This window comes from Phycisphaerales bacterium, assembly GCA_035627955.1.
Taxonomy (GTDB): Bacteria; Planctomycetota; Phycisphaerae; order Phycisphaerales; family UBA1924; genus JAEYTB01.
Genome location: DASPKU010000018.1, coordinates 13,692 through 27,100 on the forward strand (window position 1 = coordinate 13,692; position 13,409 = coordinate 27,100).

Here is a 13,409-nt window from a genome sequence, read left to right on the forward strand (position 1 = left end):
GAGGTGGGATTTCGTGCCGAGGAACCTACAGTTGCCGCGCGCTGAAAGGCGCTCGCCGGCTTTCCCCAACAGGTGATTGGCTCACACACGCGGGCGCGACTGACCGCGCCCCACCATCGAAAGGACCGTTCCGAATGATCAGCCTCAAAGGTCGTACCGCCATGCTCTCCGCCGGGCTCCTCTTCGCGCTCGCCGGGCTGGCCCGGGCGGACGTGCCCGCGGCCATGGACCGCGTCCCCGTCAATGCCGGGATGGTCATCGCAGTCAAGAACATGGAGCAGACCCGCACCCGCTTCGAAGCCCTCGGCAAGCGCATGAACGCCCCGGTGGATGAGGTCGGCGACGACAACCCGTTGCACATGGCCAAGAAGCTGCTGGGCACCGCGGGCCTCAACAAGACCGGCTCCATGGCGATCGCCATGATGCCCGACGAGGCCGGCAAGCTCGACTTCGAGGGCGAGAACAAGGACGAGGCCCTGGTGATCATCGTCCCTGTCAGCGACTACTCCGCCTTCGCCAAGGGCATGGGCGCCTCCGACCCCGCCGGCGTCGCATCGATCACCGTCGAGGAGGAGCCGGCGTTCCTCAAGGACATCGGCGGCGGCTACGCCGTGCTGGGCAAGAACAAGGAGCGCGTGCAGGGCTTCGAGGGCAAGGGCGGCAACGCCACGTCCCACAACAAGGCCTTGGGACGCACCGGCGCCCAGATCGCCGACAAGTCGGACATCATCTTCGTGATCAGCGTCGCCGCTCTCAAGGACAAGATCGACGAGGCCGTGGTCTCCATGAAGGAAGAGGCCAAGGACATGGCCGAGATGGCGGGCCCGCAGGGCGAGCAGCTCCAGGCGTTCATGGGGATGGCCCAGGGCGTGATGGAGGCGTTCGCACGTGACGGCCAGGTCGGCATCGTGGGCCTTGGCCTGGGCGAGGCCGGCGTGTCGCTGGACTTTGGCGCCCAGTTCAAGGAAGGCTCCGCGACGGCGAAGCAGATGGCCACCCCCGGCAACGCTGGCACGTTCCTGGCCCGCGTCCCCAACAAGCCCTTCCTCATGGCCTTCGCGATGGACCTCACGAACCCGATGATCAAGGGCTTCATGAAGGACATGCAGAAGATCAACCAGAACAACCCCATGAGCATGGGGATCGGCGACATCAAGAACATCGACACCACCAACGGCATGGCGATGGTGATGGGCGCGAGCAAAGGCGGCATCAACGGCGGCCTGTTCGCAAACACGGTCACCTACGTCTCCACCACCGACCCCGCCGGCTACGTCAAGTCGATGAGCGACGCGATGAAGGAAATCAACGGCAAGGAGGTCGAGGGCATCAAGTTCACGAGCTCCTACACCGCCGGCGAGGCCGAGGTCTCGGGCGTGAAGGTGGACTCGTGGACGATGTCGATAGAGGCCGGTGACGACAACCCCGAGGCCGCGATGCTGCCCATGATGCAGCAGATGGCGTTCGGGCCCGACGGCCCGGCGGGCATGCTCGCCCCGGTCGAGGGCGGCGTGGTGATGACGATGAGCAAGAACACGCCCCTCATGACCGACGCCATCGCCGTCAGCAAGGGCGGCCAGGGCCTCTCCAACGACCCCCAGATCAAGGCCGTGCAGCAGCACCTGCCCAATGGGCGCATGTTCGAGATGTACCTGGGCACCAAGTCCATCATGGAGGCGGTAAACGGCGTGATGGGCATGTTCGGCGGCGGCGTGCAGCTGAAGGTGCCGGCACAGGTCTCCCCGGTGGGGATCGCGGCGGGCGTTGAGGGCGGCGGCGTGGACCTGCGGGTCTTCGTGCCGACCGACGTGATCGACACCATCGCCGCGGCCGTGAAGGAGGCCCAGGAGGCCGAGGGCGAGGACATGGAAGAGGAGCCGGCGGGCGAGGAGCCGGGCAAGGCCCCGCGGTTCTGATCGGAGAATCTGAGTTCAATCAAAGAGCCGATCGCGCAAGCGATCGGCTTCTTTTTTGGAAAGAGCCGATCGCGCGAGCGATCGAACGGTTGATTGGTCTTTCCGTGCGGAAAAGCTAAGACTCGATCGCTTGCGCGATCGGCTCTTTCTGCGATCGTTCCCTACGGCTGCGCGCGTTGGATCAGCGCCGCCAGCCCGCGTCCGATCCGGTCTCCCTGCGTGATGAGCTGCTGGAGCCACTGCCCGAGCTCCTCCAGTTCCCTCGCATCGGTCGCAGGCGAGAGAGCGGGCCCCGCAGCAGGCCTCAGGCCCCGCGCTGCTTCGACCTCCACGTGGAGCGCCCCCAGCGCGGCGTTCACCGAATCCAGTTCCCCCGCGAGCCGCTCGGAGAGCTCGCCCGCCTTCCGCTCCGCCTGCGAGAGCCCCGCGCCCAGCCGTACGCCCGCCTCGGTCACAGTGCTCTCGATCGAGGACTGCACCGCCTCAGCCCGCGTGCACGCCTCGGCGAGGCGTGTCTCCAGCCCCGCGAGCGACCCCGACTGCCCGTTCGCTCGCGCGATCACCCCCTCCAGCGCACCCGACAGCTCCGCGATGCGGGCCTCGTCCGCCGCGAGCTGGGTATGAATGCGGGCCGATCGCTCCTCGAAGCCTTGCACCGCCGCCGCGAGCGAGTCGCTGGCCCGCTGCACCGGCTCCAGCAGCCGCTGCACCCGCGCCTCAACCTCCCGCTCCACGGCCGCGACCTCGGTATCAATCAGTCGCCGCAGCTGAGGCAGGTGCTCGCGGACGATCTCGTCCACCGCCGCCGCGGCCTCGGCCCGTAGCTGTGCCGTGATCCGCTCGCGCTCCAGCGGCACGGCCCGCGTGGCCGCCTCCTGGATGGCCGTCACCTTCGACGCCAGGTCCTTGCCCGTGACCTCCAGCAGCGCCTCGGCCTGCTTCATCCGCTGGTCCAGCGTGGGGATCACCCGCACCGCCGTCTCGACCTTCGCCTGCAACTGCTGCGTCGCCTCGCGCAGCTGGTCCCCCAGCAGCTTGACCTCGCCCGTGGTGGCGATCAGCGCCCGGCTCTGCCCCGCGGCGTCCTTCATCAGCGTGCGCAGCGAGCCCGAGAGCTCCTCGTACGCCCGCTCGTCGATCACCCGGGGGCTGAGGAAAACCTGGTCGAGGGTGGAATCGAGCCACTGGTCCGTTGTCTGAACATCCCTGTTCGCGTCGCCCATTTTCAGCCTCCGGCTGGTGCCGCAGGATAACACCGTTCGCCGCATACCGTTGTCCATGGCAGAGGACGGCCGAAAAGTACGGTTGCAGCGGGTGATGGCGGACGCGGGGGTGGCCGCGCGTCGGGTGTGCGAGGAGCTCATCGAGCAGGGGCACGTGACCGTCAACGGGCAGGTGGTGCGCAAGCTGCCGGTGTTCGTAGACCCCGAGCAGGACGAGATCATGGTGGAGGGGCGGCGCCTGCCCAAGGCCCAGCGCCGGCTCTACCTGATGCTCAACAAGCCCGCGGGCACGATCGTGTCCAGCGCCGACGAGCCGGAGATGGGACGGGCGACGGTCATGGACCTCATCGACCACCCCTCGGCACCGCGCCTGTTCCCGGTGGGGCGGCTGGAGTACGACACGACGGGGCTGCTGATCCTCACCAACGACGGCGACCTCGCCAACCGCCTGACCCACCCGCGGTACCGCGTGCCCAAGACCTACCAGGCCTTGGTGCGGGGGACCGTGGACGAGGAGACCAAGGGCGCGATCCAGACCAAGATCCGCGCGGTGGCCGAGCGGGAGCTGGGGGTCAAGATGCAGGCCCCGCAGATCGACATCATCTCGCGGGATGAGGGGCGCACGCTGCTGGAGCTGACGATGGAGGAGGGGCCGACCCGCCACCTCCGCGACGCCTTCGAGTTCCTGGGCATGCCGATCAAGAAGCTCACCCGCACGGCGGTGGGGGGGTTGCAGCTCAAGGGGCTGGCGGTGGGCCGCTGGCGGGAGCTGACGCGCGAGGAGATTTCACGCCTGCGCAAGGCGGGGCCCGGTTCCGCGCGCCGTGGGCACACCGATCAGCCGGTGGGGACGCTGCCGCGGCGCAATCGCAGGCCGCGGCCTACGAATGCACCCGGCGGGGAGCGCAAGCCGCGGGACGCAGGTGGCAACATGGATCGGGAGCAGATGCCCCGTGTGCGCGGAACTCGCAAGCCGCAGGATGCCCGCGAGACTCGCGGCGGGAACGCAACCCGCGGCTCGCGTCCGTCCCGCGACTCCCGCGACACTCGCAACACCCGTAGCAGCGGGAACCCCCGCGGCCGCAGCGGCCCGCCCCAGGGCGGCCCCCGCAAGCCCGGCGGCCGCCGCCCCGGTCCGCCCCGCGGAGGCCGCCGCTGATGCCCAGCATCGGCCCAAAGCCCGGCGGCCGCCGCCCGCCACCTGAGCCCTCGGCCTTCTCCAAGGGCCTGGGCTTCCTTGACCGGCTGGCCCAGCGCCTCACCGAGCGCGGCGAGCGGGCCCGCCGTCTCTTTCACATGGGCCACCTGCTGGTGGTCAACATCCGCCGCACGCAGCTGACGCGCATGGCCGCGGCGTTGTCGTACCGCACCATCTTCGGGCTTATCCCGGTGCTGGTGGTGGGGCTGCTGCTGCTGGCCATCTTCGCCAGCCGCGATCAGCTGAAGGACACCATGACCAACCTGCTGCACTTCACCGGCTTTGACCGGGTCGTTGTGACAGCTCCTGAGCCCGGCCCACCGCCCGACCCCGACATGGTCGGCCCCTCACCCACCGAGGCCCAGCGTGCCGCGGCCGAGCTGCGGCTCGACACCTGGATCGCGGATCGCTACGAGAGCATCCGCTCGCTGCCCTCGGGCGCGATCGGGATCATCGGCTTCGTCACGCTGCTGTACGCGGCCATCTCGATGCTCATCGAGATTGAGAAGGCGTTCAACCAGATCTACAACGCCCCCGAGGGCCGATCGTGGATTCGACGCGTCACCCAGTACTGGACGCTACTCACCCTCGGCATGGGCCTGCTCGCGCTGTCGTTCGTCGTCCAGCAGAAGCTGCTGGCACTGGCGGCAATCGACTCCGGTGTGCCCGGCCTGACCGCCGACGACATCAAGCGCGCCGTGGGCTTTGTGCTCACGGTGCTGATCAGCACGACCGCGCTCTTCATCATCTACATGATCGTGCCCAACACCCGCGTGCACCCGCTGCCCGCTTTCGTGGGCGCGGCCACCGCCGCGGTGCTGTGGGAGAGCGGCAAGTGGGCCTTCACCGCCTACCTCAGCTTCTCCACGGGCTACGCCAAGATTTACGGCGTCATCGCCATCCTGCCGCTGTTCTTCCTGTGGATCTACATCACATGGCTCATCGTGCTGCTGGGGTTGCAGCTCGCCTCAGCACTCCAGACCCAGCGGCTGACCAACGCCGAGGGGTTTAAGTTCTCGCTGCTGGCCACCTTCGGCCTGGTGGATGAGGATGCCGTCGCGCACCGCGTGAAGATCGTCGACCCCGCGGCGGTGCTGGTCGTCGTCACTGCCGTCGCCGAGCGCTTCGCCACGGGCAAGACCAGCGACCACGCCGCCATCGCTGAGAAGACCGGCATCGACGAGCAGGCCGTGGCCGAGATGCTCGACCGCCTCGCCGGCGCCGGGCTGCTGGTCCGCGTGGCAGACACGGAGCGCGAGGGCAGCTACACGCTCGCTCGCCCGCCAGAGGCCCTTCCGGCGGCAACCGTGCTCGCGGTCGCCCGCGAGCTCGTCTCCGTGCGCACGAGCCACACGCCGCTGCTCGACACGCTCGAGGAATGCCGCATCTCCGCCATGCAGGGCAAGTCCGTGGCGGACCTCATGCAGAAGCCCACGCCCGACCAGATGACGCCGATCACCAAGGCCATCGGAGTGTGAGACGCTGAACCGGGGCCCCCTCACCGCGGCGTGGTCGGGGCGGGCGCCTCACGCCGCTTGATCTTCAAGCGCACCGTCCGGTCCGCGACATCGAACCGCAGCCCCGTCTGATACTCCGAGAACACGGCCTCTTTGCTGGGAATGCCGCGCTCGAGCTCCTCGAAGCTCAGGTGCACGGTCGCCACCACCGGCAGAGCCTTGTCCTGGATCTGCTTGATCAGGTCGCCGGGGCCGGTGACCGTCACGTCAGTCAGGAACCGGTCCTGCTCGGGAATTTCGATCTCCCACTTGTTGAGCTCGCCGGGCGCAATCCGCACGTGCACCGGCACGCTCGCAACGCGGATGGTCGACGTCTTGCTCCGCAGGGTCAGCGTCACGTCGATGGTGGCCGGATCGATCTTCAGGCGCGGCACCCCCGCGAGCTCGGGCGGCGCCAGCAGCCGCACGCCGGTGACGGCCTCCTTGCGCCCGGGCGTCAGGCGCGTCAGGGCCGCGGGTTCGACCCGTGCAATCACCGCGGTGCTCTCGTTGATCTTGCCGGCATGAGCACTCGGCAGCGTCACCTGCGCGCTGGTCACCTTGAACTCCGGCGAAGACTCGAGCTCCGCCCCCGGCACTTCCACGGTGACCTTTACCGTGCGGGTGACCAGCTCATCGACGGTCGCCTCGACCGTCTCGGGCGAGAGGCTCCGGAAGGTCACGCCGCGCCCCCGCAGCTTGGGGTGGTTCGCGAGGACTGCCCCGAGGTCCACCGTGTGCCGCCCCGGATCGACTGACAGCCCGTCCATCCCCGGTGAGACCACGATCGGCTGCCGCAGCGTCCGCTCCATCGGTTCCAGCGCCGCCGCCGGCCCCTCGATGATCATGTCCGCACGCACGCTCGTCCCGCGCACGCCCGGAGTGTCCTGGCTCAACCCGACGACGTACTTCGACCCGGCCTCGGGCTCGAAGGACACCTCCACGCTCCGCACCACCGCCGAGCGCAGGCTCTCTGCCTCCGCGAAGAACCAGATGATGGCCGTCACGAGGAACACAAGTGCGCCGTTGCGGATCGCACTCCACATGCCTCAGTGCTCCCCCTGCGCGCCGGTCGCGCTCTGATGAGCATGCTCGTCATGGTGCACCGGCTCGGACTTCCGCGCCCGCAGCGAGCGGGTCAGCCGCACCTCGATCTGCCGCCGCAGCTCGTCAACCGTCAGCGGCTCCGACAGCCGCCCGCGTTCCGCCAGGCGGATCAGCCCGGTTTCCTCGCTCACCACGATCACCACCGCGTCGCACTCCTTGCTCAACCCCACGGCCGCGCGGTGGCGCGATCCGAGCGTGGGGTCGGGCATCTCCGCCGGCTCGGCGAGTGGCAGCTGCACACCCGCGCCCGCAACCGTCCGGCCCTTCACGATCACCGCCAGATCGTGCAGGGCCGACCCGGGGAAGAAGATGGTCTGAAGCAGCCGGGCCGTGAGTTCGGCGTTGAGGGTTGTCCCGCCTTCCACCAGGCCCGCCAGGCCGATGGTTCGCTCAATCGCAATGATCGCGCCGAACTTGGACTTGGACAGGTAGCTCACGGCCGCGACGATCTCGCCGGCTACATATGCGATGTCCTTGGGCGTCGAGCGGAAGAAGGGCGTCTCGCCAAGCCGCACCAGCGCACGCCGCAGTTCTGGCTGGAAGATCACGATCAGGGCCACGGCTACCAGTGCCACGAAGCGGTCATAGAGCAGCCCCAGCCGTTGGAAGCTCGCTCCGCCGCCGATGACGCGCGAGACCACGGTGACCAGCACCAGCAGCACCAGCAGACCCTTGAGGGCGCCGGCCGCGCGGGTCCCCCGCACGAAGCGGAACACGGCGTACACGAACACCCCGATGATCAGCATTTCCAGGCCGACCTCGAAGACGTTGTACGTCTGGAGTCGCTCGATCAGGCTCTGGATGCGCTGCGGCAGTTGCAACGGTCGGTCCCCAGTGGCTCTACGGACGCTTTCGTCCCGCTTGATCGGTCAGGCGCGGGTGTTCGGCCAACTTTAGTCGGCACTATCCATCGGGCGATCAGGGGTGGCAAGACTTCTACTACCATCGATGCCCCCGGAGCGACCCCATTGGGCTACGACGTCGTCGAGTTTCAGGACACCCCCAACCCCAACGCCCTCAAGTGCGTGCTCGACCGCCCGCCGCCCGCGGGTGGGAGCGGCATCCGCTCGTACCAGACCGCGGAGGCCGCGGCCGGTGACCCGCTCGGCGCCGCCATGATGGGGGTGCCGGGCGTGGTGGGGGTGCTGATCGGGGCAGGCTGGGTGACGGTGAGCAAGGCGCCCGCGGCGGAGTGGAAGGCGATCAAGGCCGGTGTAAAGAAGGTGATGAGTGGGGCGGAGTAGTGTCGCCACGAAGCCGGATCGGAAGCGGCGCGCCTTGGCGATCCCGGCCGCTGGAGCCGACGACTCTGCGCTCGACCGGGCGCTCGTGGCGTGGTTCCGTGCCAACGCACGCGAGCTGCCCTGGCGGGCGGTCGACCCTGCGACGGGGCGGCGTGACGCGTACCGCTCGCTCGTCAGCGAGGTCATGCTCCAGCAGACGCAGGTGGCGCGGGTGATCGAGAAGTTCGACGCGTTCATGCGGCGATTCCCCACCGTGCAGGCCCTCGCGGCGGCGCCGCTGGACGCGGTGCTGGCCGAGTGGTCGGGGCTGGGGTACTACCGGCGGGCCCGGCACCTGCACGCGTGTGCGCAGGGCGTGGTGGAGCGGCATGCGGGCGTGATCCCGGCCGATGTTCCAGCATTGCTCAAGCTGCCCGGAATCGGCCGTTACACGGCTGGTGCGATCGCCTCGATGGTGTACCATCGGCCCGAGCCCATCGTGGACGGCAATGTGGCCCGCGTGCTCCTGCGCATCCGCGGCCAGCAGATGGACCAGAAGTCAGGGATGGCCTGGACGTGGAAAGAGACGGAGCGGCTTGCCCCTCAGTCGCGCGATATCGCGTCGTTCAACGAGGGGCTCATGGAGCTGGGCGCGACGGTCTGCACCCCCGCGAACCCCCGATGTGACCAGTGCCCGGTGGCATCGCAGTGTGCTGCCCGGGCGCGTGGGCTCCAGGGCCAGATCCCCGCGCCCAAGGTGCTTGCTCAGCGTTCGGCCCTGCACATGGCCTGCGTCGTCGTGCGTGACCATCGCGGCCGCGTGCTGCTGGAGAAGCGGCCCGACACCGGCCTGTGGGCGGGCATGTGGCAGCCGCCGACGCTCGAGTCACCCGGCAAGCTGCCGACCCGCAAGGCCGTGGCGGCGGCGCTCGGTGCGGAAGGGCTGACGCGCATCGAGTCCTTCGTGCACACGACCACGCATCGCGACGTGCAATTCACGGTCTACGAGGCCGCGAGTGTCCCTGCCGCCGCACGCCGATGGTTCACGCCCGTAGACGCGGCCAAGCTCGCCATGGGCAACCCCCAGCGTCGGATAATCACGCGACGAAGCCGAGACTGAGGCGGCCTCGCCGGAGACCCGGATCGGCGGCGAATGGTCGCGCGGTGAGCGGTCTGCCAATCCGCGAATTCACCCAGAGAGGCTCAGCCCCGGTTTCGTCAGCGCTACTTGTCATCCTCGTCGTCGAAGTACTCCGCCGCGTCATCGCCGAGCTCTTCCAACTCCTCACCTTCGACGTTGACGACCTCGGAGAACTCATCGCTGAGCAGCTCTTCGCCGCCCTCTTCATCAAGCGACTCCTCACCCACCGGCACGCTCTTGCGGGCGCCCATGCGTTCGTGCACGCCCTTGCGGCCGCGGCTGACCCGTGCCTCGCCCTCTTCGCCCGCATCCGCAAGGTCGCCCTCGCGCTGGCGGCGCTCGCGGATGACGATACGGATCGGCACCTCGCTGAAGGGCAGCTCCTCACGGAAGCGGTTCATCAGGAAGCGCAGGTAGTTGGGCGTGAAGAGGTCGGGCTTGTTGACCACGAGCGTGATCGTCGGCGGCTCGATGCCGGTCTGAGCGACGTAGTAGACCTTGGCGAACGTGCCCTTGATGTCGGTGGGGCCGCGCTTCTCGATGATCGAGCGCACCAGCCGGTTGAGCTTGCCAGTCGTGACGCGCTCACTGGCTTGCTGCCGCAGCTCGAAGGCGAGCTCGATGGTGTTCCGCACGTTCCGCCCGCTCTGGCCGCTGACGAACGCGATCGGCGCGAACCACAGCCCCTTGAGCTCGTTGCGCACGTACGTCTGGAACGTCTCGGTGGTGATCGGCTTGCCCTTGCGGTCGGGCTTGCCTTCGACCTGGTCCCACTTGTTGACCACCATGATCACCGGCTTGAACGCCTTCTGCGCCATCATGGCCAGCTGCTCGTCGACCTGGCTGATCTTCTCCGTCCCGTCGATCAGCAGCAGGATCACGTCCGCTCGGTCCACCGCCCGCTGCACGCGGTCGAACGCGAAGTGTTCGATCATGTTCTGAAAGGAGCGCTTCCGCCGCAGCCCCGCGGTGTCGATCGCGATGATCGACTTGCCGTCCATTTCAAAACGCACGTCCACGGCGTCGCGCGTCGTCCCGGCGATCTCCGACACGATCATGCGCGGCTCGCCAGCCAGCGTGTTCACCAGCGTGCTCTTCCCAGCGTTGCGCTTGCCGATGATGGCGATCTGCAGGTCCGCCGCTGCCCGCTTCTCGTCGTCCTTCGCGGGCTCCGGTAGCATCTCGTAGACCGCGTCGAGGAAGTCCCGCCGGAAGTAGTTGTTCTTGCTCGAGACCGGCAGCGCTTCGCCGAACCCCAGCCCCGCGAGCTCGGCCGCGTGCGATTCCCACTTGGGGCCGTCAACCTTGGTCGCCACGATGCGGATGGGCGGCCGCTTCTTGGGCGCGGCCTTGGCCGTCTTCTCCCCCTTGCCGCCCTTCCTGGTCTTGCTCCCGCCCAGCCGCCCCTCGCGGAGCAGCTTGGCGATCTCCGCGTCCTGGGGTGTGATGCCGGCCTGGGCGTCGATCGCGAACAGCACGAGGTCCGCGTCGCCGATGGCCGCCTCGATCTGGCTCTCGATCCCCGGCGTCAGCTTCGCAAGGTCCTCGCCTACCTCGTCAAACCGCTGCCCCTCCGCCACATACACGCCGAACCCACCGGTGTCCACGAACTCGACCGGCTTGACGACGCCGCCCCGGTACGGCGGCTGCAGGTCCACCAGTGCGGTCACGCGGTCGCGGGTCACGCCGGGGGTAGGGTCCACGATCGAGACCTTCGCCCCCGCGATCATGTTCATCAGCGAGCTCTTGCCCACGTTGGGGCGACCGACAATGGCGACACGGGGGATGGGCATGTCCCATCGTACGCGTGCCACGATCATGTTCTCATGATCGTGCCTTCAGGCCCTGATTACCCGAACAGCGGTGGTGCGTTTTCAACTCGGGCCTCGCCGCCCCGCTGCACCACATACTGGTACCCCGCGTGCATGGCCGCGGCCCCTACGACGCCGTCCTTGCGCAGGGCGTACAGGGTTACGTTGAACCCGGGCTGGCCCTTGTCGTTGAGCAGGCGCGGCTCGCGGGTGAAGCGTGCGATCCGCCGCAGCGCTGCCAGGCACGCCTCCACCGGCGCGAGCCCCGCCTCCATGCCACGGACGACCTCGTACGCCCCGCAGGTGTGCAGGGTGGACTCGCCGCGTCCGGTCGCGCCCGCGGAGCCCACCGCGTTGTCGACGAACAGCCCCGCTCCCACGATGGGCGAGTCGCCCACGCGCCCGGGGATCTTGTACGACAGCCCGCTGGTGCTCGTGCACGCCCAGAGGTCGCCCGCCGCGTCCAGGCCTGATACATGGATGGTGCCGAACGTGAAGGGAGCGGTGGGGGAGCCGCCGCTTGCGCCGGGGGGTGGGTTGTGCGGTGGCCGGCCCGGCTCGGGGTTGTCGACGTGCCCCGCCCAGCGGGCGCGACCGAACTCACTCCGCGACTCATCCGCGCTCAGCCACGCGTCCTTGTGCGAGAGCCCCGCCTTCCAGAGCAGCCATGCCTCGCGGCTCATGGGCGTGCTCAGGTCTCCCTCGGGGAAACCCAGCTGGCGTGCGAACCTGAACGCGCCCTCGCCCACGAGCAGCGCGTGGTCCGTACGCTGGAGCACCTCGTACGCGACCCCGGCCGCGTGCCGGATGCGGCGCAGCCCCGCGACAGCGCCAGCCTTGTGGCGCGGCCCGTCCATCACCGCCGCGTCCAGCTCGACCTCGCCGTCTTCGTTCGGCAGCCCGCCGTAGCCGACGGACATCTCCTCGGGGTCGTCCTCCACGATCTGGATGCCCGCGACGATCGCTTTCAAGAGCGGCTCGCCCGCGCGGGCCAACTCCAACGCCCGCGCCGCCGCGGGCCCCGCATTCCACGAACCGACCAGGACAGGCGTGCTCATGCCGGCACGATACCAGCGCCGCCCGCATGCCGGCCTACTTGGACGCGAACGACATCCCCACCGGCAGCCTCGACATCACAACGTCGATCCCGCGCTGCGTGTCCTCGCTCAGCGCCTGGACCTCGCGCATCAGCGGCTGCTCGAAGGACGCGACGATCGTGGGCTCGGAGCGTGCCGGCAGCCTGGTCAGCAGCGACAGGTCGATGGGGGCCGACTGCACGGGGCGAACGGGTGTCGCGTCCGCGTACCGCTGCTGCGGCTGCTCCGGCTGCGGCGTAATCGCCGGCCTGGACGCCTGCAGCACCACCAGCCACGACAGCCCACCCGCCAGTGCCACGCCCGCCGCCATCGCCAGCGGCCACCGGCGCGGCTTCGCGGCCGGGCGAACCAGGCTCGCCCGCAGCATGATCCGCGCCCCCAGCTCGGGGCTCGGCTTGGCCCACGTCAACTGCCGCTTGTTCGAGAGGGCCGCGTGCACACGCTCCTGCTCCGCGAACTCGGGCGGAACGGGGCCGGGGTAGCCCTCATCCAGCACGGCGGACACAACGTTGGCACTCTGCACTTCGTTCATGACAAGCTCCCTGCCAGACCCTCGTCGCCGCGGCGCAGCACGGGGGCCCTCATCCCGGCCTTGGCGTCGTAGACGCGCGATGCCTCCTGCTCCCGCTGCGACTGCTCCGCCAGCAGCTGCCTCGCGCGGAACAGCATCACCCGCACACCGACCTGGCTCTTCTTCAGCACCGCGGCGATCTCGTCGATCCCCATGTCCTCGGCATAGCGGAGCCACAGGGCCGTGTGCTGCTCGGGCGTCAGCACCTTGCCCGCCAGCCGCCACAGCTTGGCCCCGCTATTGATGTCGTCATCGCGGTCAAACGGCGTTGGCGCGTCGCTGTCCTCTTCCTCGATCCACCGCAGCGTCGGCCGCCGTTTGCGGTGGTGGCTCACCGCCAGACGCGCCGCGATCGTGAACAGCCACGTCGAGAACCGCCAGCGCGGCTCGTACCGCTGGATCCGCTCCCACGCCCTGATGAACGCCTCCTGCGTCAGGTCCTCCGCATCGGCGCGGCTGCCGGTGCGCCGCAGCAGGAAGTTGAACAGCCGCACCTCGAACCGCTTGACCAGCTCGCCGAAGGCTTCGAGCGAGCCCTCCGCCGCGCGCGCCGCCAGCTGCTCCGGCGTCTTCATCGACGCGGGCTTGGCCTCCATGCTGGGGCTGGAAGAGTCGAGCGTCACAGG

At 68.9% G+C, this 13,409-nt stretch carries 12 protein-coding genes; 5 read left to right on the forward strand and 7 right to left on the reverse strand.

All coding sequences use genetic code 11. The features are described from left to right. Positions 1 to 134 precede the first annotated feature (134 nt). Entirely contained in the window at positions 135 to 1,916 is a 1,782-nt protein-coding gene (locus tag VD997_14510) for a hypothetical protein (protein ID HYE63204.1), read from the forward strand. Positions 1,917 to 2,077: 161 nt separating this feature from the next. Here VD997_14510 and VD997_14515 read toward each other — a convergent pair whose 3' ends face one another. Continuing rightward, positions 2,078 to 3,139, reverse strand: a complete 1,062-nt coding sequence (locus tag VD997_14515; protein ID HYE63205.1) for a hypothetical protein — start codon at positions 3,137 to 3,139, stop codon at positions 2,078 to 2,080. 55 nt (positions 3,140 to 3,194) lie between these two features. Between VD997_14515 and VD997_14520 the strand changes: the two genes are divergently transcribed. Both VD997_14520 and VD997_14525 read left to right on the forward strand, forming a co-directional pair. Beyond that, a complete protein-coding gene (locus tag VD997_14520) occupies positions 3,195 to 4,298 on the forward strand; it encodes a pseudouridine synthase (protein ID HYE63206.1) in 1,104 nt (367 codons plus the stop codon). Then, positions 4,298 to 5,815 carry a YihY/virulence factor BrkB family protein gene (locus tag VD997_14525; protein ID HYE63207.1) on the forward strand — a complete coding sequence of 506 codons (1,518 nt, stop codon included), beginning with the start codon at positions 4,298 to 4,300 and terminating at the stop codon, positions 5,813 to 5,815. Before VD997_14520 ends, VD997_14525 begins: the two co-directional genes overlap by 1 nt. A 20-nt stretch (positions 5,816 to 5,835) precedes the next feature. Here VD997_14525 and VD997_14530 read toward each other — a convergent pair whose 3' ends face one another. Together VD997_14530 and cdaA are read right to left on the reverse strand one after the other, a co-directional pair. Beyond that, complete coding sequence (locus tag VD997_14530; GenBank protein ID HYE63208.1) at positions 5,836 to 6,879, reverse strand: hypothetical protein; 1,044 nt, start codon at positions 6,877 to 6,879, stop codon at positions 5,836 to 5,838. Between the two features lie 3 nt (positions 6,880 to 6,882). Beyond that, positions 6,883 to 7,761 (reverse strand): diadenylate cyclase CdaA, encoded by an 879-nt coding sequence (gene cdaA / locus VD997_14535; GenBank protein HYE63209.1) that lies wholly within the window; start codon positions 7,759 to 7,761, stop codon positions 6,883 to 6,885. A gap of 147 nt (positions 7,762 to 7,908) precedes the next feature. On the opposite strand from cdaA, the gene VD997_14540 reads away from it, so the two are divergent. Beyond that, positions 7,909 to 8,184, forward strand: coding sequence for a NifU N-terminal domain-containing protein (locus VD997_14540; GenBank protein ID HYE63210.1), 276 nt, complete (start codon positions 7,909 to 7,911; stop codon positions 8,182 to 8,184). A 34-nt stretch (positions 8,185 to 8,218) separates the two neighbouring features. Then, positions 8,219 to 9,283: an A/G-specific adenine glycosylase gene (mutY, locus tag VD997_14545; protein ID HYE63211.1), complete on the forward strand. Its 1,065-nt coding sequence runs from the start codon at positions 8,219 to 8,221 to the stop codon at positions 9,281 to 9,283. Between the two features lie 104 nt (positions 9,284 to 9,387). On the opposite strand, the gene der is transcribed toward mutY, so the two are convergent. The 4 genes from der to VD997_14565 are packed head-to-tail and all read right to left on the reverse strand — an operon-like array spanning position 9,388 to position 13,406. Then, on the reverse strand, positions 9,388 to 11,097 hold the full coding sequence (gene der / locus VD997_14550) for a ribosome biogenesis GTPase Der (GenBank protein ID HYE63212.1): 1,710 nt from the start codon (positions 11,095 to 11,097) through the stop codon (positions 9,388 to 9,390). Between the two features lie 56 nt (positions 11,098 to 11,153). Further along, positions 11,154 to 12,173, reverse strand: coding sequence for a N(4)-(beta-N-acetylglucosaminyl)-L-asparaginase (locus VD997_14555; protein ID HYE63213.1), 1,020 nt, complete (start codon positions 12,171 to 12,173; stop codon positions 11,154 to 11,156). A gap of 34 nt (positions 12,174 to 12,207) precedes the next feature. Beyond that, the gene (locus VD997_14560) at positions 12,208 to 12,744 is read right to left on the reverse strand and encodes a hypothetical protein (protein HYE63214.1); all 537 of its coding nucleotides are present in this window, start codon (positions 12,742 to 12,744) and stop codon (positions 12,208 to 12,210) included. Next, entirely contained in the window at positions 12,741 to 13,406 is a 666-nt protein-coding gene (locus tag VD997_14565; GenBank protein ID HYE63215.1) for a sigma-70 family RNA polymerase sigma factor, read from the reverse strand. The genes VD997_14560 and VD997_14565 overlap by 4 nt, the downstream gene beginning before the upstream one ends. Positions 13,407 to 13,409: the final 3 nt, after the last annotated feature.

What these genes read in the sequence shown, in the direction of transcription:
- VD997_14525 (HYE63207.1), top strand. Translation starts at nt 4,298, where the DNA reads ATGCCCAGCATCGGCCCAAAGCCCGGCGGCCGCCGCCCGCCACCTGAG.
- VD997_14530 (HYE63208.1), bottom strand. Translation starts at nt 6,879, where the DNA reads ATGTGGAGTGCGATCCGCAACGGCGCACTTGTGTTCCTCGTGACGGCC.
- VD997_14555 (HYE63213.1), bottom strand. Translation starts at nt 12,173, where the DNA reads ATGAGCACGCCTGTCCTGGTCGGTTCGTGGAATGCGGGGCCCGCGGCG.
- VD997_14520 (HYE63206.1), top strand. Translation starts at nt 3,195, where the DNA reads ATGGCAGAGGACGGCCGAAAAGTACGGTTGCAGCGGGTGATGGCGGAC.
- VD997_14510 (HYE63204.1), top strand. Translation starts at nt 135, where the DNA reads ATGATCAGCCTCAAAGGTCGTACCGCCATGCTCTCCGCCGGGCTCCTC.
- VD997_14515 (HYE63205.1), bottom strand. Translation starts at nt 3,139, where the DNA reads ATGGGCGACGCGAACAGGGATGTTCAGACAACGGACCAGTGGCTCGAT.
- VD997_14560 (HYE63214.1), bottom strand. Translation starts at nt 12,744, where the DNA reads ATGAACGAAGTGCAGAGTGCCAACGTTGTGTCCGCCGTGCTGGATGAG.
- der (HYE63212.1), bottom strand. Translation starts at nt 11,097, where the DNA reads ATGCCCATCCCCCGTGTCGCCATTGTCGGTCGCCCCAACGTGGGCAAG.